Raw genomic sequence first — 21,399 nt, 5'->3', positions numbered from 1 at the left:
CGGCCCAATGATTCCAGGACAGTACCAGTTAAAAGACGGTGATATTGAGCTATGCGTGGGCCGCGAGCGGATTAGCGTCGAAGTGGCCAATACCGGCGACCGCCCCATTCAGATCGGCTCTCACTACCACTTCGCTGAAGCCAACCCCGCGCTGGTGTTTGATCGTAGCAAATCCCGTGGCTTTCGCTTGGACGTGGCAGCGGGCACCGCGATTCGCTTTGAGCCTGGCCAGACCCGCGAGGTCACGCTAGTTCCCTTCGTTGGTAAGCGCGAAATTTACGGCTTCCGTGGCGATGTGATGGGTGCGCTCGATGGAGATAAACAATGAAGCCGGTTAACAAAATCAGTCGGCAAGCCTATGCCGATATGTATGGCCCCACCGTGGGCGACCGCGTGCGCCTGGGTGATACCGAACTGTGGATCGAGGTGGAGCAAGACGCTACCCACTACGGCGATGAGGTGAAGTTCGGCGGTGGTAAGGTCATCCGCGACGGCATGGGGCAAAGCCAGCGTAACGACGCCACGGTGATGGATACGGTGATTACCAATGCGCTGATTTTAGACTGGTGGGGCATTGTTAAAGCCGATGTCGGCCTGCAAAACGGGCGCATTGCCGCGATTGGCAAGGCAGGCAACCCCGACACCCAGCCCGATGTAGATATAGTGATTGGCCCCGGCACTGAAATTATCTCAGGCGAAGGCAAGATTCTCACCGCTGGAGGTATCGACGCGCATATTCACTTTATTTGCCCCCAACAGGTAGAAGAAGCGCTGATGAGCGGCGTGACCACCATGCTGGGAGGCGGCACTGGTCCTGCAACGGGCTCTAATGCGACAACCTGCACTCCCGGTGCCTGGCATATTGGCAAAATGCTGCAAGCGGTGGACGACCTGCCGATGAATATTGGCCTGTTGGGTAAAGGCAACGCCAGCTTGCCGGAAGCGTTGGAGGCGCAGCTGGAAGCCGGTGCCATGGGGCTTAAACTCCACGAAGACTGGGGCACCACGCCTGCTTCCATTGATACCTGCCTCAGTGTGGCAGAAAAGTATGATGTGCAGATCGCAATCCACACCGACACACTCAACGAATCCGGCTTTGTGGAAGACACCCTGGCGGCGTTTAAAGAGCGTGGCATTCACACCTATCACACCGAAGGGGCAGGCGGCGGTCACGCGCCGGATATCCTGACCGCCTGCTCAAAAGAGTACGTGCTGCCGTCTTCCACTAACCCGACGCGGCCTTATACGGTTAACACCATCGACGAACACCTGGACATGTTGATGGTCTGCCACCACTTGGACCCCAACATTCCCGAAGATGTGGCCTTTGCTGACTCACGTATTCGCCGTGAAACGATCGCCGCCGAAGATATTCTCCACGACTTGGGCGTGATCTCGATGATTGCCTCGGATTCCCAAGCCATGGGGCGAGTGGGCGAAGTGGTCTGCCGTACCTGGCAAACGGCCCATAAAATGAAAGTGCAGCGCGGTTTATTGCCCGAAGATGAAGCATTGGGCGCTGATAACCTGCGCGCCAAGCGTTATATCGCCAAATACACTATTAATCCCGCGATTACCCATGGCATTGCCCATGAGGTGGGCTCCATCGAAGTTGGCAAACTGGCTGATTTAGTGCTCTGGAAACCGGCATTTTTCGGTGTAAAGCCCTCGCTGATTTTAAAAGGCGGCATGATTGCAGCGGCGCCCATGGGCGACCCCAATGCGTCGATTCCCACGCCTCAGCCGGTGCATTATCGCTTTATGTTTGGGGCGTTTGGAAAGGCCGCCAGCCAAACGCGGCTCAACTTCGTAAGCCAAGCAGCGATTGACGCAGGCATTAAAGAGCGGCTGGGCCTGCAGAGCACGCTTTCCGCCTGTAAAAACGTACGCGGCGTGCGCAAAAAAGATATGAAGCTCAACGACGCCTGCCCAGAACTCACCGTCGACCCGCAAACTTATGAAGTGCGCTGCGATGGCGAGCTACTTACCTGCGAGCCCGCCACCGAACTGCCGCTAGCCCAGCGTTATCACTTGTTCTGATTGACGCAATACGAGGAGCGCCGAGAGGTAGGACTACGTGAGGGCGCTGTGAATACATCCTTGTACGCTACTTTTGCCATCCATGGCAAAAGACCCTCACTTCGACCTACCTCCGGCTAGGCGTTGGGTGGTTTTAATAGGAAGAGATAGATGCTGAAACTGATAGAACGTTTAGGGCCGGTGGAAGAGAGCACCGCCAGCGACACGCTGACGCTGCCCTTTGAGCTGCGCATTCGCGGGCGCCTAAAAGCCCAAAGCGATAGTGGCCGCGATCTGGGGCTGTTTCTAGACCGTGGCCCAGTGCTGCGCGATGGCGAAGGCTTAAAAGCGGAAAATGGCGAAGTGGTGCGCATACGTGCCGCCATCGAGCCGATGGTGACCGCGCGAGTTAGCACCGGCTTACCCCTGGCGCGGCTGGCGTACCACCTTGGCAACCGCCATGTACAGCTGGCGCTGGGCGAAGACGAGAAGGGTGGCTGGGTGCGTTTCCCACCCGACCATGTGCTAGAAGAACTGGCGGAACTACTGGGGGCTGAGCTTGAGCACCACAACGCCACCTTCGATCCAGAACCAGGGGCCTATAACCAAGTAGGTGGCGGTGGGCACTCTCACGGACATTCTCACGGGCATTCTCATGGTCATGGGCACTCCCACGACCACGCTCATGACCACGACCATTCACACGCGCATGAGCATCATCATGCCCACTGAGTATGCCGCACCAGAAAGCCATGACTTAGCCCTGCTAGGGCTAATGCAGCTGGTCAGCCCCGCGCTACCCATTGGTGCCTTTGCGTTTTCCCAGGGGCTGGAAAGTGCCTTTGAGCTGGGCTGGGTAAGTGATGAACAAAGCCTTTCTGAGTGGCTTTCTGGCGTACTGGAAGATGGCCTAACCCGCTGTGAACTGCCGCTGATCGCGCGCTTTTACACTGCCCTTGAGCAGCATGACAGCGATGCAATCGCTCAGTGGGACGAGTGGTTGGCGGCCACCCGCGAAACCGCTGAATTAGCCGCTGAAGATAGCCGCTTGGGTGCTTCGCTCAAGCGCCTGCTGGGCAGCCTGGATTTATTACCCCGCCAGGATGAGCGAAGTGAAGGCTTTCAGCCGCCTTTATTACCTGCCCATGCAGGCTATGTGACGCTATTTAGCTACGCCGCTTTTATGCGCCGTGTGCCCCCGCGCCAAGCGCTATTAGGGTTTGGCTGGGCGTGGCTGGAAAACCAGCTGGCAGTGGCCTGCAAAGCACTTCCCCTGGGCCATACCGCCGCCCAGCGGGTGATTGAACAGCTGCGCGGGGAACTGGTGGCGACCGTCGATCAGGCACTATTGCTGAAAGATGATGACCTTGGCCCGGTACTGCCCGGCGTGGCGCTGGCAAGCGCTCTGCACGAAACACAATATTCACGCTTGTTTAGAAGTTAAACGCTTATGAGTAGGAGATGACAATGACGCACTGTTTACGTGTAGGTGTGGGTGGCCCGGTGGGTTCCGGCAAAACGGCACTGCTTAAGCAGCTTTGTTCGGCACTACGGGATTACTACGATATCGCCGTCGTAACCAACGACATATATACCCGTGAAGACGCCGACTTTCTGCTCAAGCACGATGCGCTGCCTGCTGACCGCATCTTAGGTGTGGAAACCGGCGGTTGCCCGCATACCGCCATTCGCGAAGATGCCTCGATGAACCTGGCGGCCATCGATGAGCTACACGCTCGCCATCCAAAACTAGAGCTGGTACTAGTGGAGTCCGGCGGTGACAACCTCTCTGCGACGTTCAGCCCCGAGCTTTCTGACCTCACGCTGTACGTGATTGACGTTTCCGCAGGCGATAAGATCCCCCGTAAAGGCGGGCCAGGCATTACTAAGTCAGACCTGCTGATTATCAACAAAATCGATATTGCCGAGCAGGTTCATGCATCGCTTGAGGTGATGGAGCGGGATTCGAAGAAAATGCGCGGCGAGCGTCCCTTTGTGTTTACCAATCTTTACGACGGGGTAGGTCTTGAAGAGATCATCCGCTTTATTCTCGACAAAGGCATGCTGGATGAGCGTCGGCCCCAGGCAGCAACGGCATAAGCGTTGTGATGCGAAAATCGCCCCCAATAAAAAACTGCCCTGCCCCAATAGGGGGCAGAGCAGTCAAAAAGACGTGGCTAGCGGCTTGCTAAAACGGGCCGTCCTTGGCCACCACACCCCTACAGTGAGCGGATAGGGCAAAGATAACCTTAACGCAGGTTATGAAAGTCCTATTTAGCGACGTTAATTCGCTGTTCATAAACAAAAAACACGAGAGATGGCTCAAGTCGACACAGGTTAGGTCGATAAAGAATGCATAAAACTACTAAAAATTCTTCCGATGACCTACTGAGAAACACTTTATGGCTACTCCTCCTTCTTCGACTCCGCAAAAACGAAGCCTTAGCTTACAGGCTAAGGTGTTGACGCTTGTCCTACTGCCACTTTTCATAGTGACAGCAGGGTTAGTCTCGTTTAACGCCTATGAGCGCATTCAAAACACCCGCGAGACGCTGGCGAATCAGCGTGAGGTGCTGATTGAAGAGCGCCGCAATGCAGTGCGCGACATTGTGCAAATGGCGACGTCCGCTATTTCTCCTATTTATGAGCAAGCAGGTGTTAATGATGAGGAAGCCAAACAACAGGTAGCAGAGCTCGTGCGCGCCATGCGCTTTGAAGGTAATAACTACGTTTTTATCTACGACTTCGATGGTAACAATATCGTGACGGCCCCTGCGCCAGAGCGTGAAGGTACCAACATGATGGACGTAAGAACCCCAGACGGAAATTACCTTATTCGCGATATTCTTCAGGTTGCCAAGAACGGTGGCGGTTTCCATAGTTACTTATGGGAGTACCCAAGCACCCGGGAGATTGAGCCGAAGCACTCGTATGTAGAGAGTCTAGAAAAGTGGGGCTGGATGATCGGTGCCGGGGTTTACGTCACTGATGTTGATGCAGTTGTCGCAGAACTTGAGGCGACCGCTAACGCGGACCTAGGCCAGTCTATCCTGTTCGCTATTTTGTTGGGTGCCGCCTTATTTCTAGCAGTGGCGCTGCTCGCATTTGGTTTTGTGCGTCGCACCGTCGGGCCGATTAAACGCACCGCCAGCGCTATGCATGATATCGCTCAAGGCCGTGGTGATCTTACCCGCCGCCTAGCGGTAGAAAGCAATGACGAGGTTGGTAACCTAGCGGTTCAGTTCAATGCCTTTGTCGAGCGCATGCAGGAAACCCTGCGTGATGTGCGCCGTAGCACCATGAGTGTTTATCATTCGGCGGGGGAAATTTCCCATAGCTCCGAGGAACTGGCCACCCGTACCGAGCAGGCCGCTGCCAACCTGCAAGAAACGTCAGCTTCCATGGAAGAAATTACCTCGACCGTGAATCACAGTGCAGATAATGCCCAGCAGGCCAATCAGCTGGTGCAGTCCACTGCTGAAGTAGCCCACCATGGTGAAGAAGCCATGGGACAGGTCGAGCGGACGATGCACGATATCAACGACTCGGCGACGCGTATCAGCGAAATCATCACCATGATTGATGCCATCGCTTTCCAAACCAACATTCTGGCGCTTAACGCCTCGGTGGAAGCCGCACGGGCAGGTGAACATGGCCGTGGCTTTGCGGTCGTCGCGCAAGAAGTACGCACACTGGCTAGCCGCTCTAGCAACGCGTCAAAAGAGATTCGTACGCTGATTGATAGCTCTGTTAAGCACACCCACACCGGTGCCGAGCTAGTACGTAAGGCGGGTGCGACGATGCATGACATTGTGGAAAGTGTCTCCAAGGTGACCGATGTGATCGGTGAGATTACGGCGGGTGCCAAGGAGCAAAGTAGCGGTATTGGCCAGATCAACACCGCCGTCGCGGAAATGGATACCATGACCCAGCAAAACGCTGCCATGGTGCAGGAATCCACCACAGCTGCTAGCAACATGCGCCGTCATGCCGACCACCTTAATGAGCTGATTAACACCTTTGTGCTTGGCGACGATGAGCCACAAGCTTCATCGACACGGCCAGCGTTAAACCAACCGCGTCAGTCTCTGCCTTCTAGCACACCAAGTGCGCAACAGGCGCTCAAGCGCCCCGTGCTCTCTTCTAAGCCAGCGCCGGTTAACGCTGGCGAAGACGACTGGGAAGAGTTTTAAGCCTAACGCTATGCTCCTGCTGGCTGAAAATACGCCTTGTTAAACAGCCAGCAGTAGCAAACACGCCCAGTAGACGAAACGTCGTCGAAAAAAACGTAGTAGAAAGAACGTAGTAGAAAGAACGTAGTAGAAAGAACGTAGTAGAAAAAAAAGGGGCTGCCACATGGCAAGCCCCTTTTTCATTTCAGCCCAGCGTTAACTTCCCGACCAGCCCAGCAGGATCGGTACATAAACCACCAATAGCAGCACCCCAATCAAGCCTAAAAGATACGGGATAATTGCCCGAGTGATGCGCTCCAGCGGTAGCTGAGTGACTGACGAAGCCACATAGAGGTTGATCGCAACCGGCGGGGTAATCATGCCAATCGATAGCCCCACCACAATAATCAAACCAAAGTGGATCGGGTCGATGCCCAATTGCAGTACCAGTGGCAGCAACACCGGGGTAAGAATAATCAAAGCGCTAGCGGTCTCGATAAATACCCCCGTGAGCAGAATTACGGCCACGACCAGCAGCATAATCACGTAGGGGTTGGTGGAAAGCGACAGCACTGCCTGGGCGATGGCGCCGGGTACCTGCCAGCTTGAAAGTGTCCAGCTGAGTACTGCCGACATGGCAATCACCAGCATAATCACCGCGGTGGTCATCGCCGAGCGAATCAGCAGCTTATACACCTGGGGCAGGGTTAAATCCCGATACACAAACAGCGACACCAGCAGCGCATAGTTGACTGCGACCACGGCCGCTTCTGAAGGCGTGAAAATGCCCGAGAAGATACCGCCCAAAATAATCACCGGCGTCATCAACCCCCAGCTAGCCGCTTTCAGCGTGCGCCAAATGGTCGGCAGCGACAGCGGTGTGCCTTTGGGATACTGACGCTTATACGCTTGAGTGATCGCAATGGCCATCAGCCCCAGCCCCATTGCCAGCCCCGGCAAAAAGCCGTTCAAAAACAGCTTTGATACCGACTGCTGAGCAATCACCGCGTAGATAATCATCGGCACCGAAGGAGGAATCACCACCCCGATAGTGCCGCTAGCAGCAATTAAGCTGGCCGCTGAGGCAGGATCGTAGCCTTTACGCTTAAGCTCTGGCACCAGGCTTGAACCCACTGCGGCGGTGGTGGCCGCACCAGAGCCTGAGATCGCCGCGAAGAACATGCCTGCCATTACCGACACCACCGAAAGCCCGCCGCGCATAAAGCCGACTAGCGAATCGGCAAAGCTCACCAGCCGCTCGCTGACCTTACCCTGGGCCATTAAGTCACCGGCCAGAATAAACATCGGGATCGCGACCAGAGCAAACGAGTTAATGCCCTGGAACATCTGCTGGGTGACCACCATGAGTGGCACGCCCGACTGGTACAGCGCATAAAGCGTGCTTGCCCCAATCGCAAAGGCAATCGGCACTCCCAGTAGCATAAACAGGAAGAACAGCCCGAACAGCACCAGAGTCATAGTGGCTCCTCCGGCGCGGCGACCGTCGGCTCACCGTTCACCAGTACGTCGATCATATCCACCAGGGCGTACCACGCCATGATGGCGGCAGAAAGTGGAATGACTGCATAGATGTAGGTCATCGAAAGCCGCAGTGAGGCGGATTTCTGAAAGCTTTGCACCTGCATATAGCGGTAGCCAATCACGATTAGCGCGATCATAAACGCCAGCACCACCGCCAGTGCAGCCAAGCGCGCCAGCTTGCGCAAGGGCAGGGGAAGCGCATCCACGGCAAAGGTCACGGCGATATGCCGCCCGCGCTGGAAGGCTAAGCTGCTGGCTAAAAACGTAATCCACACCAGTAGAAAGCGCGCGACTTCTTCCGTCCAGCCAACGGCGCTGAACAGCACCCGCGACACAATCTGCAGAGTGATCACACCAATTAATGCTGCCATGCCTGCAAAGACCACGGGCTGGATGATGGCATCCAGCCCGCGTTCGCTACGTTTCAATAGTGTTAAAAGTGGCTGTGCAAACGCCATCACTGATTTAGCGCCTCCTGAATGCGCGGTAGGTAATCACCAAACTGCTCGCCATACTTCTCATACACTGGCGCCACGGCGGTCTGGAAGGCTTCAATATCTGGAGTTTCGTTGATCTCCATGCCCGCCTCGCGAAGCTCAGCCAGTTGTTCAGCTTCCATGATAGCATTCTGCTCTCTTGCGTATGCAGATGCTTGCTTGGCGACATCCAGCACAACGGACTGAAGCTCTACCTGGAGGCCGTTCCAGGCGGGAAGGCTCATAATAAACGTTGCTGGCGCATAAATATGCCGAGTCATCGTTAGGTAGTCCTGGGTTTCCGCAAGGTTGAAGGCATGGATAGCGTTAACGGGGTTCTCTTGGCCATCAATAGTGCCTTGCTGCAATGCGGTTAATGCCTCTGTCCAGGCCATGGGTACAGCGTTGGCACCGAGCCCGCGGAATGTATCAACATAAACCTCATTTTCGATGACCCGCAGCCTTAGGCCTTGAAGGTCTTCAGGGACATTGATTGCATGCTGGCTATTAGTGATATTCCGAAAGCCACGTTCAGCGTATGCCAATCCTTTCAGGTTCACATCCTGTAATTTGCCTAGGATTTCCTGGCCGATTTCACCATCCAGCACAGTATAGGCCGCTTCGGAGCTGGGAAAGAGAAACGGGAGCTCAAAAACGGAGAACTCATCGACGAAGTTAGCCACAGGACCGTTGGTGATAATGCCCATATCCACAGTGCCGATTTGCATACCTTCTAATAAGGTGCGCTCATCGCCCAGCGAGGCATTCGGATAAATTTCCACGCTAACCGCGCCATCGGTACGTTCGCTAATCAGCTGTTGGAAGCGCTCAGCAGCAATATGGTAAGTATCTTCCGTATTCACCACATGGGCTAGGCGCAGCGTAGTAGGGGCTATCTCTTCCGCTTGTCCAGCGAGGGGCAAGCTGAGTAGACCTACACCAATAAGGGGAAGAGTTAGCTGTTTAAGTTGGCGTGTCGGTTTAGTCACAGCGTTCAGCGTAAAGCAGGCAAGGATATTCACATTATCTCCTAAGAATTAGTGGTTTTAATTATATTGAGGCGTGGTTTTATTATTTTCTTAATGCTCATCTATATCACATTGATTATAGGGGGCAAATTACTTATTTTTATTCCACTATTCGTTCTTCTAATCCGAAAAATCTTTATATAACTTGTACTTGAGTGATTTTTAGGTTGGCGATAACCTGCAAGAGGTTACTTTTAATTGCGCACTTTTGAATGAAGCACTACAGGGTTTTAAACGCCAAGTGCTTAAACCAATGGTGTGGTCAGCTAAATCAGGAATAAGAAATGGATAAGTTGCTGAACGACCTTGTTGCAATCGTCGGTCCTTCGGGGGTACTGCTTGGTGATGATGTCTCGCAGCGTAGCGTAGATTGGTTTACAGGGGCGCCGTGTCGCGCTAAGGCGATTGTTAGGCCGCGCAGCACAGAACAGCTGAGCCGTGTTATGGCTTTGTGTTATCAGGCCGACCAGCCTGTGGTGACACACGGGGGCATGACCGGCATTGTGCATGGCGGGATGGCAAGTCCAGATGAAATCGTCGTGTCACTGGAGTTGATGAACCAGATAGAGGAGATCGACCCGGTTGGTTCCACAATTCTAGCTCAGGCTGGGGTGACCCTGCAGCGCGTACAGGAAGCAGCGCAAGAGATCGATATGCAGTTCCCACTAGACTTGGGGGCAAGAGGCTCTTGCACCATTGGTGGCAACATCGCCACCAATGCCGGTGGTATACGGGTAATACGCTACGGCATGATGCGCCAGCAGGTACTGGGACTAGAGGCGGTACTTAGCGACGGCACCGTAGTGAGCTCATTGAATAAAATGCTGAAAAACAATGCAGGATACGATCTGAAGCAACTGTTTATTGGCAGTGAAGGTACCCTGGGAATCGTTACCCGTGCAGTACTACGGTTACAACCCCACATGCCCAGCGAGCAAACGGCATTAGTAGCGGTGCCCTCTTTCGATGCGTTGACTCAGCTGCTGAATCTTGTCTCTCGTGAGCTAGCCAATAGCCTCAGTGCCTTTGAAGCGCTGTGGAATAATCACTATAAACTGATGACCACAGAAAGTGGTAAGCATGCGCCTGTACTAGCGGATAACTCACCTTTCTACGCCATTATTGAAACACTGGGGCTGGATGAGGCCGAGGACGCTGAGCGTTTTTCCCAAGTGCTGCAAAAGGCACTAGAGGTCGATTTGATCACCGATGCGGCCTTGGCGAGCTCCCAAGCCCAGCGTCAGGCGATCTGGGCCATAAGAGAAGATATCGAAGTGCTGGTGAACGAGCTGAAACCGATGTTCTCCTACGATGTCAGCCTGCCGATTCCCAGTATGCAAGCGTATGTCGATATTTTAGAAGAGAACCTTGAAACCCAGTGGCCTCAATCAGGAAAAATGGTGGTATTTGGTCACCTTGGTGATGGCAACTTACACATTATGATCACGGTACGTGACGATAGCCCGGACAGCCGACGCCAGGTTGAACAGCTTGTCTATTCGTCTCTGAAAGCGTTTGGCGGTTCCATTTCTGCAGAACACGGCATTGGTCTTGAGAAAAAGGACTATCTGTCAGTTTCCCGTACCAGTGAGGAGATTGCCTTAATGAAACGCCTGAAAACCGCACTGGACCCCAAAGGCCTATTGAACCCCGGCAAAGTAATAGCGCTGGACTAGCGTTTGCCTGAATGGTTAGTAGGTATCGCCAGCCTTTAGGGAGCGGGTGTTATCAGCTCCCTAATTAGCGATCTTAACCAGTGTATACCGGAGTCGTGATCCTTCCTTTCATCCCAGCATAGGCATACTTTAAAGGGCGCTACATCCAGGGGCAGGGCGTAGAACTTCAGGCTATTATTGCGACAAATCACCTTGGCGGCACTCTCAGTCACCACGCAGAGTAAATTCGTCGAGACCAGTATCTCTTGAAGAGGAGTGATATAGGGTGTTTTGGCGACGATTTTGCGCTCTAACCCCAGTATTCTCAGCTTCTCATTGATTAACAGTGGGCTATCTTCGCGGTGAGATAATGCGATTTGTGGGGCGTTTAAAAAAGCGTCAAGTGTGATCGTGTTGTTGTCTCCGTATAGGGAAGCATCACCAACACAGCCAATCACATCATCAAACAGGTATTCGTGATAAGAGGTGAGTGGCAAGCTTTCCAACTGCACCATGGCGAGGTCGATATCGTGGGCTTGTATGGCGTGCTGAGCATCTTCGGCACTGGCTATGCGGGTAGACAACATATTGAAGCATAAGTCGGGCGCATGAGTTAAACAGTGCTGAATAAGCTTAGGTTGTAACTGCTGGCTTACATAGTCCACTAGGCTGACACGAAACTCGCGTTTCGATGTGGCCGGTGAGAACTCGCTGTTGCTATACACCGCCTGATCGAAGTAGAACAACCCTTTGGCCACAGCGGCATCCATCTGCCGGGCAAGCGGAGTTGGCTGCATGCCATCCAGCGTTTTAATAAATAGCGGGTCATCCATCAGCAGGCGCAACTTCTTTAGCGAATGGCTGACGGCTGGCTGGCTAAGGCAGAGCGCTTCTGCGGTAAGGGTTAAGCTCCTTTTCCAATAAAGCGTATGAAAAACCAATAATAAATTGAGATTTATCTTATGCAGTCTCGTTGCCAACTTTATATTGGTTGGTTCAGTCATCAGGCGTCTCTAATTGGCAAAGGCTGTTCACGCAGTATATTGACACTACGCAAACAGCTATCGGTCACTTCAATAAAACCAACCTCACGCTACGGGAAGCCGGGCAGTTAGCAAAGACCGTTTACTTAAGTGCCTCCTGAATGCGCGGCAGGTAGTCACCAAACTGCTCGCCGTACTTCTCGTACACCGGCACAACAGCAGCTTGGAAGGCTTCCATATCCGGCGTTTCGTTGATTTCCATACCGGCTTCGCGCAGCGCCGCCAGTTGGTCGGCTTCCATATCGGCGTTCACTTGGCGCTCATGCTCGGCGGCTTCTTGGGCGGCTTCTTTCAGTACGGTTTGTGCCTGTTCTGGCAGTTGGTTCCAAACGGGCATGCCCATTACAAAAATGGCCGGGGCGTACGTATGGCGGGAAAGGGTCATGTAGTTCTGGGTTTCATCCAGCTTGAATGAATGGATAACGTTCACCGGATTTTCCTGGCCGTCGATGGTGCCTTGCTGCATGGCGGTCAGCGCTTCTGTCCACGCCATGGGAATAGCGTTGGCGCCCAGCTCGCGGAAGGTGTCGGTGTACACCGGGTTTTCCATCACACGAATGCGTAGCCCATCCAGATCTTCCGGCGAATTCACCGCGCGTTCGCTGTTGGTCAGGTTGCGGAAGCCGCGCTCTGCGTAGGCCAAGCCTTTCAGATTCACGTCAGACAGTTTATCCAGCAGCTCCTGGCCGATCGGGCCATCGAGCACGCCATAAGCAGCTTCTGGTGAAGGAAATAGGAACGGCAGTTCAAATACTGCCATCTCTTCGACAAAGTTGGCCACCGGGCCGTTGGTGATCAGCCCCATATCCACGGTGCCGATCTGCATGCCTTCCAGCAGCGTGCGTTCGTCACCCAGCGAGGCATTGGGGTAGATCTCGATGTTGACCTTGCCATCGGTGCGCTCTTCCACCAGTTCTTCAAACTTGGTCGCGGCGATATGGAAACCATCTTGCTCGTTGACCACGTGGGCCAAACGCAGGGTAACGGGGTCCATATCAGCAAAATCAGCGGCATTCGCGGCGCTTACTAGCGTCAGTGAAATGCCCAGTGCCAGCGTGTTACGTGCAAAAGTTTTCATTATAGTGTGTTCCCAGTTTTACTAAAGATAGGAAGTGCTCCCAAAGCATGCACCACACTGCGGAAAACGGTCAATCAAAGCGCCTGTAAAACCGCTGACTAGCTGGACACAGCGCGCCCACACGGGTACGATACGCACCCAAAGCGCCCGTAGCTCAGTTGGATAGAGTGTCGGCCTCCGAAGCCGAAGGTCGTAGGTTCAATTCCTACCGGGCGCGCCAAACATATCAAGGGCTTACGTTAATGCGTAAGCCCTTTTGTTTTGGTTGTGACAAATCTGTGGTCAGAATATCTGCATTACAAGTTTTGTATGCTTATTCAGTTATGGCTTTTGAGGTATGTTGTAGTTAGTGTCATTCATCGTGATCGTCAGGGATAAGAAGACAACGTGCAGCTCAAGTGGTCGCTACACTAAGTGAGTGCTAAGAACCCGTAAAAAGAGTTTGAAAGCCCTAGTTTCAATCTTCAATACAGATCGATCTCATGCGTACAGCTTGAAAAGTCCTGGTAATAAGCATGCTAATCAAAAATGTTAATAACCCCAAAAGAGTGAAACTCAGCACTTTAAAGAATGGTAGTTGTAGCTGTTCAAACATCAAAAAACTGGCAATGGTAATAGCTGCTATTGGGAATGAATAAGCCCACCAGGATAAGAAAAAATCAAGCTTTATAAATCGCGTTGTTTGAGTTAGTAGCATTAAGGTAAGAAATAGAGCGATATAATAGAGAATACGGCCAAAAGCGTTGATTTCCCCTACCAGTTGAAACCACGAAATGGATCCCACCGCTGGTGGTGCAATTAGGATGAATAACGTAGGCAACAGCTTAGCGGGCAAGGGCTGGTGAAAGAACATTCGATAAAAAATGATGGTCAAAAGTACACCCCAGAAAATGAGCCCGATGCTGAAGAAAAACCAGGAAATTTCAGGTGATGCATGCTCTATGCCAGCAATAGGTACAAGAATGTTTCCCACGACAGGAATAAACCAAGCTGGGTTTATATGGGTAACTTCAAAATGTGTCTGGTGCAACCAAGCTGATAGAATATAAAGCGTGAAACCAAGATGAAGTACTACACCAACACTCCATAAAATGAAGGAAACTCGGTTGCTGTATGGCAAAAAAGCAATGCTTAATAAGATTAGTCCAATAGATATAGTTGGAAAAAAATTAAGCTTTATGGGATGAGAGAATTCAGATTTAACCTGGCTTGGATACTTTGCTATTTTAGTTATATAAAGTGTTAGTAAGACAAAAAAAGTGACTAAAGTGGTGATGAGAAGAATTGGGCTAATTTTTATTGTAATATTTAATAAAGATTCTGCTCGGTGCCAAGCAATAGTAAATCCTGTCATTCCCATAATAAGAGAAAACCATGAGATTGGAAAGTTTTGTAGTCGAGAAGTGTGAGCACTAGAAGTCATGTTATTTCCTGTTCGATATTGTATTCATATATCATTAGCGTGGGTGGGTTTGGTAAAACAACTGATAAAAAATATCTGCAAGACGAAAGGGTGACGTATTTTCACTAACCTAAAACAGGGGTCAGTAGGGGGCTAAATGATATCGGATGCTGATTTTTATAGGCTATTAAAAGAAGAGCGTCGTTTATCGCCATTGAAAAATTCACTCTAGTTTTCATTAATAGGTTGACAGCTATTTTTTATAAATTAATGAAGGCTTCTATCATGAAGTAATAATTCTCATCGTTTTTTAATCTTACAGTCTTACCCTGATCTGATCACAACCACGGAAAATATTATGCTGGGTATGGTTGTGATCAATTTTTTACTTTTACTACGCGAGATGGGATGTGAGCATCCACACGATCTTTTCTTGCTCGCGAATATAGTCACCGGCTTGAGCAGCAGTCCCTTCATCCTCAGCATTTGAGGCCAATGATAGAAGCTCACGCTGTAGCTCAATTAAGATCTGATAGCCCTGGAGTACTCCACGCACGCAGGCTTCGCCGTCTTGGACATTTTTATCCTCTTGGATCTTGGCAATTTTGACGTAATCACTGTAGGCATGTACCGGTTGATGGCCAAGAGTGAGAATGCGCTCAGCGACTTCATCGACCTTGGTTAGCAGGTCTGTGTAAAGCTCCTCAAATTTCTCGTGAAGCTGAAAAAACTGAGGGCCTTTTACATTCCAGTGATATCCACGCACGTTCATATAGAAAATTTGATAGTTGGCAAGTAGCTCGTTGAGCTTCTCGGCCAGCTGACTAGCACTAGTCTTGTTCAGACCAATAGTGTTGTTGATGTTCATGCGATCATCTCCTTATCATAAAGTAAGTATTAATACTGAATTACGTTCTATTGATAGGGATAGGCTAAGCAGACATCTCGCTTATTCTCCTTTAAAAAAACAGCGACTCACTCCCTACCGCGTCGTACATATTATTCCTATCGAAAGCCGTTCTGTGGGCTACTTGGTTAGTTTTTAGGCATCTACGCCTATTAGCTCATGCGACTACAAAGGGCTATCATGGCACTAAAACGAAGCTTACTGTCTCAACTATTGTGCTTCTCGTAAGTCGCTCAATACTAAGGTTAAAATAATCTAAGAAAATGAGCATTGTTTTCACTTTTTGAAGTTTAGGACATGGATAAGTTTTTTGCATGGGGCATTTGGACACACCTTAGTATCGATTAATACTCGCGCTAAAAAGCCCCGCATCAGCATGCGCCGACTTTTTGTCAGTGATAGGTATCGTTTGAGATGCTTCTACAGCCATCTTCACAGTAGCGTTATTTCTACTAAAAAAGCTACGTTAGCTCCATTTGACTAGGCTTTCGCTAGGCTGGACCTGTGCTGGCTGCATTTGATAGGTAAAAAGAAGTTAGCCGTAATGCATGCTGGAGATGAGTATCTCTATTGCAACTATAGCGCGTGCCTATTCGCCTTATATAACAAAATGAGCTATCGTTATTCCTGTAATAATTCAGCCAAGAGGAAATTGCTATGTCTAACGATACGATTCAGCCAGTCATGCCCCAGATTAACCGTCCAGCGCCCGATTTCACGGCGAAAACCACCCACGGCGAAAAGTCGCTGAGCGACTATCGTGGCAAGTGGTTAGTGCTTTTTGCCCACCCTTCCGACTTTACCCCGGTATGCACCACAGAATTTTCGGCCTTTGCGAACTACGCTGATCAGTTCAAAGCGGTGAATACCGAGCTGCTGGGCTTGTCGATAGACAGCATCCACTCACACATTGCCTGGACCCGCAGCATCAAGGAAAACTTTGGGGTTGAGATTACCTTCCCCATCATTGCGGATTTGAGCATGAAGGTGGCCAACGCCTACGGCATGATTCAGCCAGGTGCGAGTGATACGGCTGCCGTCCGCGCGACATTTGTGATTGACCCTGAAGGCGTGCTGCGGGCGATGCTGTACTACCCCATGAGCAATGGCCGTTCCGTTGAGGAAGTCCTTCGCTTGGTTAAGTCGTTGCAAACTAGCGATGAGCATGGGGTGGCAACCCCTGAGGCCTGGCTACCGGGCCAGCCGGTAATAGTGCCGCCCCCCCATACCTCGCAAGACGCAGAAGCACGCCAATCAGAGGGGTATGAGTACACCGACTGGTACTTCTGCAAAAAGTCTATTTAACGCCTGCTAACAGCGACGTGATGACTGACTGCGGTCAGTCATCGCTCTATTTTTCAGGCTGTTTTTCAGCTAACGGTCAGGAGCGTCCTATATGAAGACCTTCGCACACTCTGAGCATACGACAGCGGGCACGCCTGATGTGGCCGGCTTTTTTGATCCGCGTACTTTTAGTGTCCAATACGTGGTCAGCGACCCTGCGACGAAGCAGTGCGCGATTATTGATCCCGTCTTGGATTTTGATGAGAAATCAGGGGCGACGGCCACGCATCACGCCGATGAGCTGCTTACCTACATCGCTAAAGAAGGCCTGTCGGTGGAGTGGATTCTCGACACCCATCCCCATGCTGACCACTTCTCAGCAGCTCAGTACTTAAAAGAAAAGACAGGCGCTCCAACCGCGATTGGCGAGCATGTCACTAAAGTACAGGCACTGTGGAAAGAGATTTATCACTGGCCGGATATGCCCACCGATGGGCGTCAGTGGGATAAGTTGTTTGCCGAAGGCGATACATTCACGATTGGCGAGCTAAATGCCCGAGTTATGTACTCCCCAGGCCATACGCTTGCGTCTATTACCTATGTGATTGGCGACGCGGCGTTTGTTCATGACACGCTCTTTCAACCCGATTTTGGCACTGCACGGGCCGACTTTCCCGGTGGCGATGCCCATGTGCTGTGGAACTCTATTCAGCAAATTCTGGCGCTTCCAGAAGCTACCCGCGTGTTTACCGGGCACGACTATATGCCCGACGGACGAGAGCCACAGTGGGAAAGCACAGTAGCGGAACAGCGCGATTGCAACCCCCACTTAGCAGGCGTCAGTGAAGCGGCCTACATCGCCTTACGCCGTAAGCGCGATAGCGAGCTACCCATGCCGAAGCTAATCCTGCACTCTCTACAAGTGAATGCTCGGGGTGGTCGCTTGCCGGAACCAGAGGCGAACGGCAAGCGTTATCTAAAAATCCCGCTGGATGCGCTAGAGGGGGCTGCTTGGGATTAACGTTTCGATATTCGCGTTCTAAATGAGGAAAAGACCATGCAAACGCAACCGTTAGAAATGGGCATTGAAATTACCTCATTTCTCAGTATCGATGATTTAGAGGACGTTAAAGCCAAAGGTTTTAAAGCGGTTATCTGTAACTGCAAAGCAGGAGAGAGTGACGCCTTTCCTAATGAAGCTGTTTACCGCCATAAAGCCGACGCGCTAGGACTTCAGTGGGTGCATATTCCGGTAGTGCCCGGTGAGTATGGCCCAGCAGACGTTGCGGCATTTGCCGAGGCGGTGCAGCGGCTGCCGCGCCCCATCCTGGCGTTTTGTCGTTCAGGCAAGCGCGCCACGCACCTGTGGGCTTACGCCAAGCGCCATACGGAGCAGTGCGATCTGGCCGAGCTGTTTTCTGCTGCTAAAGCCGCGGGGTTTGATTTAGAAGAGCATCGGCAGGGGTTAGAAAACGTTACTGGCGAAAAATAAAGTGAGTGCGCATGATGAGCCTTGAACGCTGGATCCCTATCGTCGGCTGGGTGCGTCGCTACCAACGAGCGCAGTTCTCTCGGGATGCGCTGGCCGCCGTCATCGTGACGCTCATGCTGGTGCCGCAAGCGCTGGCTTATGCGCTGTTGGCCGGGCTGCCCCCGGAAATGGGCCTATACGCCAGCATGCTTCCGCTTGTGCTTTATGCCATTTTTGGCACCAGTGCCAGCTTAGCGGTGGGGCCGGTCGCGGTGGCGGCACTGATGACGGCCTCTGCGTTAAGCACGTTTGCCACGCCTGGCAGCCCTGAGTACATCGGGGCAGCGCTGGTACTGGCGGCCCTTTCAGGACTTATTCTGATCGCCATGGGCGTGCTGCGGCTGGGATTTTTGGTTAATTTTTTAAGCCACCCAGTCATTTCTGGCTTTATTACCGCCTCGGGCATTTTAATTGCCATGAGCCAGCTCAAGCACATTGTTGGCGTTGAGGCGTCTGGCCATAACGTGATTGAGATGCTCAGCGCGCTGCTGGCCCAGTGGCAGCAGGTGAACCTCACCACGTTGGCGATTGGAGCTAGCGTTTGGGGGTATTTATGGCTCTGCCGCCAACGGCTGGTGGGCTGGCTGTTGGCGCTAGGCATGTCTGCTAGTGCATCAAGTATTGCGGTGAAAGCCGTGCCTATCTCTGCCGTCGTTATCACCACGTTGCTGGCCTGGGGACTTAACCTTGCGCAGTATGGTGTTGACGTAGTGGGCTTCGTGCCCAGCGGGCTGCCGGCGATTGCCCTGCCCGGCCTTGACCAATCGCTGTGGCTGGGGCTGCTGCCCGCGGCGCTGCTGATCAGCTTGGTTGGCTTTGTGGAGTCGGTATCCGTTGCGCAAACGCTGGCGGCCAAACGTCGCCAGCGCATTGACCCCAATCAAGAGCTGATTGCCCTGGGTATGGCGAACCTGGGTGCGGGCATCAGCGGCGGCTCGCCGGTGTCGGGCGGCTTTTCGCGCTCAGTGGTGAACTTTGAAGCAGGCGCCGCCACACCGTTGGCAGGCGCCTTCACGGCGCTGGGGATTGTGCTCGCCACGCTGTTACTCACCGATTTACTGGCGTTTCTCCCCACGGCCACGCTAGCCGCAACGATTATCGTCGCGGTGAGCACGCTGATTGATCTGCCTGCGGTCAAGCGAACGTGGCAGTACTCCCGTAGCGATGGGTTGGCGATGATCGTAACGCTGCTGCTGACACTACTGCATAGCGTGGAAATGGGAATTGTCAGCGGTGTTGTGCTCTCGCTAGGGCTGCATCTCTACCGCACCAGCCAGCCCCACAGCGCGGTGGTAGGCCGGGTGCCAGGCACCGAACACTTTCGCAATGTGAAGCGTCACCAGGTCGAGACTGATAAGCGTGTCGCTATTCTGCGCATTGATGAAAGCCTCTACTTCGCCAACGCCCGCTACCTGGAAGACACTGTAATGGCCCTGACCGCCCGCTCCCCGTCGTTACAACATATGGTGCTGACATGCCAAGCAGTCAATATCATTGATGCGTCAGCTCTGGAGAGCTTAGAGGCCATTAACGCACGTCTAAAGGATGCGGGCGTCATGCTGCATTTAGCTGAAGTCAAAGGGCCGGTGATGGATCGCCTAAAAGACACCGAGCTTTATCATGAACTCACTGGACAGATGTTTTTCACCACCTTTGAAGCTTGGCAAGCGTTGGTGCATCCAGGTCAAGCGCTGACGGCAGCCGAGTGCCAGCACGCATGCTGAGCAAAGTGATTGAACACAAGGAAGGGGAAACACGTTATGCAACAGCAGCAAACTAACATCGCTATTATTGGCGCGGGCAGCGCGGGGCTTAGCGCATGGCACGCAGCACGCAAGCACACGGATGACGTGGTGTTAATTGAAGAAGGGCCGTATGGCACTACGTGTGCTCGGGTGGGCTGCATGCCTTCTAAGCTACTGATAGCGGCTGCAAACACGGTCCACAGCGCTCAAAATGCAGGAATGTTCGGTGTCACCATTAACGAGGTGGCGGTTGATGGGCATGCGGTGATGGCTAGGATCAAAGGTGAGCGCGACCGCTTTGTTGGCAATGTGTTGTCCTCCATGAAGACGATTCCCGAGTCACACCGCTTGCAGGGGCACGCGCGGTTTATCGACCCCTACACGCTGGTCATAGATGACCATACCCAACTGACAGCCAACGCCATTATTATTGCCACCGGCTCGCGGCCAACGTGGCCGCGCCTGCTGGAGGGGGCGGGAGACCGCTTAATCATCAATGATGATGTGTTTGACTGGGAGTCGCTGCCAGCCTCCGTTGCCGTAGTAGGGCCAGGCGTTATTGGTATGGAACTTGGGCAGGCGCTTAGTCGATTAGGTGTGCGCACACGCACCTTTGGTGTTGGCGGTGCTGTGGGGCCGTTTCAGTCTGACAAGCTTAGGCAACTGGCCGATGAAACATTCAATCGAGAGCTCTACTTGGACCCTGATGCCACTATTGAGCAGGTTGAGCAGCAGGGCGATGGCGTAGCCATCACCTTCTACGAGCGGGAAAGCAGTCAAAAAGTCACGGAAATATTTGACTACGTGCTAGCCGCAACCGGGCGTAAACCTAACGTCGACCAGCTGGATATCGAGAACGCAGGCGTGGCGCTCGATAAGCGTGGCGTTCCTCGGTTTAATCGTTTTACCACGCAATGTTTAGCCAATGACAACACGCTTAGCCATATCTTCATCGCGGGAGATGCAAACCAGTCCGTTCCGCTACTCCATGAAGCGATCACCGAAGGAAAAATTGCCGGACGCAATGCTGCTTGCTTAGACGATGTGCAAGTGGGGCAGCGTAATGTTCCGCTCGCGGTGGTGTTTACCGAGCCCCAGATGGCCATTGTGGGTGAAAGCCGTGCAACGCTAGAGGCGAACTATGGAGGATGTGACTTTATTGCTGAGGGAGGCGTGTCATTTGACGACCAAGGCAGAGCGCGAGTGATGGGTGAAAACCATGGTTACTTAGCGCTTTACGCAGAGCATGGCAGCGGGCTTTTCTTGGGGGCAGAAATGTTAGGGCCTCGCGCAGAACATATTGCCCACTTGCTTGCCTGGGCCTTAGAGCAAAAGTTGACCGTTAGCCAAATGTTGGCAATGCCCTTTTATCATCCTGTTATTGAAGAAGGCGTAAGGTCGGGGCTGCGCGATTTGCAGGCTAATCTAAAGCAAGGGCCAAGCATTACTGAGCGTTGCATGGAGTGTGGCCCAGGCGACTGATAATGGGTGTAAATAGTACGTTAGCAAGAAAGTGA

19 protein-coding genes and 1 tRNA gene are annotated in these 21,399 nt (G+C 52.5%); 13 read left to right on the top strand and 7 right to left on the bottom strand.

The features are described from left to right. The first annotated feature begins 7 nt into the window (after positions 1 to 7). From ACN06F_RS17190 to ACN06F_RS17165, 6 genes are all read left to right on the top strand, one after another. Positions 8 to 328 (top strand): urease subunit beta, encoded by a 321-nt coding sequence (locus ACN06F_RS17190; RefSeq protein WP_095603776.1) that lies wholly within the window; start codon positions 8 to 10, stop codon positions 326 to 328. Next, the gene (ureC, locus tag ACN06F_RS17185; protein WP_231657809.1) at positions 325 to 2,040 is read left to right on the top strand and encodes an urease subunit alpha; all 1,716 of its coding nucleotides are present in this window, start codon (positions 325 to 327) and stop codon (positions 2,038 to 2,040) included. The genes ACN06F_RS17190 and ureC overlap by 4 nt, the downstream gene beginning before the upstream one ends. 150 nt (positions 2,041 to 2,190) lie before the next feature. Then, on the top strand, positions 2,191 to 2,751 hold the full coding sequence (ureE, locus tag ACN06F_RS17180) for an urease accessory protein UreE (RefSeq protein ID WP_433924403.1): 561 nt from the start codon (positions 2,191 to 2,193) through the stop codon (positions 2,749 to 2,751). Continuing rightward, complete coding sequence (locus tag ACN06F_RS17175) at positions 2,741 to 3,463, top strand: urease accessory protein UreF (protein WP_433925133.1); 723 nt, start codon at positions 2,741 to 2,743, stop codon at positions 3,461 to 3,463. Before ureE ends, ACN06F_RS17175 begins: the two co-directional genes overlap by 11 nt. A 23-nt stretch (positions 3,464 to 3,486) precedes the next feature. Beyond that, positions 3,487 to 4,119, top strand: a complete 633-nt coding sequence (gene ureG / locus ACN06F_RS17170; RefSeq protein ID WP_038479289.1) for an urease accessory protein UreG — start codon at positions 3,487 to 3,489, stop codon at positions 4,117 to 4,119. Between the two features lie 302 nt (positions 4,120 to 4,421). Continuing rightward, complete coding sequence (locus ACN06F_RS17165) at positions 4,422 to 6,212, top strand: methyl-accepting chemotaxis protein (RefSeq protein ID WP_433924402.1); 1,791 nt, start codon at positions 4,422 to 4,424, stop codon at positions 6,210 to 6,212. 195 nt (positions 6,213 to 6,407) lie between these two features. Here ACN06F_RS17165 and ACN06F_RS17160 read toward each other — a convergent pair whose 3' ends face one another. From ACN06F_RS17160 to ACN06F_RS17150, 3 genes are read right to left on the bottom strand one after another with little or no spacing between them, the layout of a single operon-like run. Beyond that, positions 6,408 to 7,670, bottom strand: coding sequence for a TRAP transporter large permease (locus ACN06F_RS17160; RefSeq protein ID WP_095603489.1), 1,263 nt, complete (start codon positions 7,668 to 7,670; stop codon positions 6,408 to 6,410). After that, complete coding sequence (locus tag ACN06F_RS17155) at positions 7,667 to 8,191, bottom strand: TRAP transporter small permease (protein ID WP_038479280.1); 525 nt, start codon at positions 8,189 to 8,191, stop codon at positions 7,667 to 7,669. The genes ACN06F_RS17160 and ACN06F_RS17155 overlap by 4 nt, the downstream gene beginning before the upstream one ends. Beyond that, entirely contained in the window at positions 8,191 to 9,231 is a 1,041-nt protein-coding gene (locus ACN06F_RS17150) for a TRAP transporter substrate-binding protein (RefSeq protein WP_038479277.1), read from the bottom strand. Before ACN06F_RS17150 ends, ACN06F_RS17155 begins: the two co-directional genes overlap by 1 nt. Positions 9,232 to 9,521: 290 nt before the next feature. Here ACN06F_RS17150 and ACN06F_RS17145 point away from each other — a divergent pair, with 290 nt between their 5' ends. Then, positions 9,522 to 10,913, top strand: coding sequence for an FAD-binding oxidoreductase (locus ACN06F_RS17145; RefSeq protein ID WP_433924401.1), 1,392 nt, complete (start codon positions 9,522 to 9,524; stop codon positions 10,911 to 10,913). 35 nt (positions 10,914 to 10,948) lie between these two features. On the opposite strand, the gene ACN06F_RS17140 is transcribed toward ACN06F_RS17145, so the two are convergent. Both ACN06F_RS17140 and ACN06F_RS17135 read right to left on the bottom strand, forming a co-directional pair. Then, complete coding sequence (locus ACN06F_RS17140; protein ID WP_120386109.1) at positions 10,949 to 11,896, bottom strand: LysR family transcriptional regulator; 948 nt, start codon at positions 11,894 to 11,896, stop codon at positions 10,949 to 10,951. A gap of 121 nt (positions 11,897 to 12,017) precedes the next feature. Then, positions 12,018 to 13,013 (bottom strand): TRAP transporter substrate-binding protein, encoded by a 996-nt coding sequence (locus ACN06F_RS17135; protein WP_038479269.1) that lies wholly within the window; start codon positions 13,011 to 13,013, stop codon positions 12,018 to 12,020. A 143-nt stretch (positions 13,014 to 13,156) separates the two neighbouring features. Here ACN06F_RS17135 and ACN06F_RS17130 point away from each other — a divergent pair. After that, positions 13,157 to 13,233 (top strand) — tRNA-Arg (locus tag ACN06F_RS17130). A 237-nt stretch (positions 13,234 to 13,470) separates the two neighbouring features. Here ACN06F_RS17130 and ACN06F_RS17125 read toward each other — a convergent pair. Both ACN06F_RS17125 and ACN06F_RS17120 read right to left on the bottom strand, forming a co-directional pair. Beyond that, on the bottom strand, positions 13,471 to 14,436 hold the full coding sequence (locus ACN06F_RS17125; protein ID WP_198348830.1) for an SLAC1 anion channel family protein: 966 nt from the start codon (positions 14,434 to 14,436) through the stop codon (positions 13,471 to 13,473). Positions 14,437 to 14,809: 373 nt separating this feature from the next. Further along, a complete protein-coding gene (locus ACN06F_RS17120) occupies positions 14,810 to 15,283 on the bottom strand; it encodes a Dps family protein (protein ID WP_038479262.1) in 474 nt (157 codons plus the stop codon). Between the two features lie 696 nt (positions 15,284 to 15,979). Between ACN06F_RS17120 and ACN06F_RS17115 the strand changes: the two genes are divergently transcribed. The 5 genes from ACN06F_RS17115 (at position 15,980) to ACN06F_RS17095 (ending at position 21,364) form a co-directional block, all read left to right on the top strand. Beyond that, a complete protein-coding gene (locus tag ACN06F_RS17115) occupies positions 15,980 to 16,627 on the top strand; it encodes a peroxiredoxin (protein ID WP_038479256.1) in 648 nt (215 codons plus the stop codon). Between the two features lie 91 nt (positions 16,628 to 16,718). Further along, positions 16,719 to 17,627, top strand: a complete 909-nt coding sequence (locus ACN06F_RS17110) for an MBL fold metallo-hydrolase (RefSeq protein ID WP_253486266.1) — start codon at positions 16,719 to 16,721, stop codon at positions 17,625 to 17,627. Between the two features lie 36 nt (positions 17,628 to 17,663). Continuing rightward, the gene (locus ACN06F_RS17105; protein WP_095603495.1) at positions 17,664 to 18,098 is read left to right on the top strand and encodes a TIGR01244 family sulfur transferase; all 435 of its coding nucleotides are present in this window, start codon (positions 17,664 to 17,666) and stop codon (positions 18,096 to 18,098) included. A gap of 14 nt (positions 18,099 to 18,112) precedes the next feature. Continuing rightward, on the top strand, positions 18,113 to 19,861 hold the full coding sequence (locus ACN06F_RS17100) for a SulP family inorganic anion transporter (RefSeq protein WP_433925132.1): 1,749 nt from the start codon (positions 18,113 to 18,115) through the stop codon (positions 19,859 to 19,861). A gap of 36 nt (positions 19,862 to 19,897) precedes the next feature. Beyond that, positions 19,898 to 21,364, top strand: coding sequence for a dihydrolipoyl dehydrogenase (locus tag ACN06F_RS17095; RefSeq protein ID WP_433924400.1), 1,467 nt, complete (start codon positions 19,898 to 19,900; stop codon positions 21,362 to 21,364). Positions 21,365 to 21,399: the final 35 nt, after the last annotated feature.

Source organism: Vreelandella sp. 21 (assembly GCF_050995515.1).
GTDB lineage: Bacteria > Pseudomonadota > Gammaproteobacteria > Pseudomonadales > Halomonadaceae > Vreelandella > Vreelandella alkaliphila.
This window is presented reverse-complemented; position numbering and strand designations above follow the sequence as displayed.

Coding starts and splice junctions, on each gene's coding strand:
- ACN06F_RS17155 (WP_038479280.1), bottom strand. CDS start 8,191: ATGGCGTTTGCACAGCCACTTTTAACACTATTGAAACGTAGCGAACGC.
- ACN06F_RS17175 (WP_433925133.1), top strand. CDS start 2,741: ATGCCCACTGAGTATGCCGCACCAGAAAGCCATGACTTAGCCCTGCTA.
- ACN06F_RS17125 (WP_198348830.1), bottom strand. CDS start 14,436: ATGACTTCTAGTGCTCACACTTCTCGACTACAAAACTTTCCAATCTCA.
- ACN06F_RS17100 (WP_433925132.1), top strand. CDS start 18,113: ATGAGCCTTGAACGCTGGATCCCTATCGTCGGCTGGGTGCGTCGCTAC.
- ACN06F_RS17095 (WP_433924400.1), top strand. CDS start 19,898: ATGCAACAGCAGCAAACTAACATCGCTATTATTGGCGCGGGCAGCGCG.
- ACN06F_RS17110 (WP_253486266.1), top strand. CDS start 16,719: ATGAAGACCTTCGCACACTCTGAGCATACGACAGCGGGCACGCCTGAT.
- ureE (WP_433924403.1), top strand. CDS start 2,191: ATGCTGAAACTGATAGAACGTTTAGGGCCGGTGGAAGAGAGCACCGCC.
- ACN06F_RS17160 (WP_095603489.1), bottom strand. CDS start 7,670: ATGACTCTGGTGCTGTTCGGGCTGTTCTTCCTGTTTATGCTACTGGGA.
- ACN06F_RS17120 (WP_038479262.1), bottom strand. CDS start 15,283: ATGAACATCAACAACACTATTGGTCTGAACAAGACTAGTGCTAGTCAG.
- ACN06F_RS17190 (WP_095603776.1), top strand. CDS start 8: ATGATTCCAGGACAGTACCAGTTAAAAGACGGTGATATTGAGCTATGC.
- ureG (WP_038479289.1), top strand. CDS start 3,487: ATGACGCACTGTTTACGTGTAGGTGTGGGTGGCCCGGTGGGTTCCGGC.
- ACN06F_RS17140 (WP_120386109.1), bottom strand. CDS start 11,896: ATGACTGAACCAACCAATATAAAGTTGGCAACGAGACTGCATAAGATA.
- ACN06F_RS17145 (WP_433924401.1), top strand. CDS start 9,522: ATGGATAAGTTGCTGAACGACCTTGTTGCAATCGTCGGTCCTTCGGGG.
- ureC (WP_231657809.1), top strand. CDS start 325: ATGAAGCCGGTTAACAAAATCAGTCGGCAAGCCTATGCCGATATGTAT.
- ACN06F_RS17165 (WP_433924402.1), top strand. CDS start 4,422: ATGGCTACTCCTCCTTCTTCGACTCCGCAAAAACGAAGCCTTAGCTTA.
- ACN06F_RS17135 (WP_038479269.1), bottom strand. CDS start 13,013: ATGAAAACTTTTGCACGTAACACGCTGGCACTGGGCATTTCACTGACG.
- ACN06F_RS17105 (WP_095603495.1), top strand. CDS start 17,664: ATGCAAACGCAACCGTTAGAAATGGGCATTGAAATTACCTCATTTCTC.
- ACN06F_RS17115 (WP_038479256.1), top strand. CDS start 15,980: ATGTCTAACGATACGATTCAGCCAGTCATGCCCCAGATTAACCGTCCA.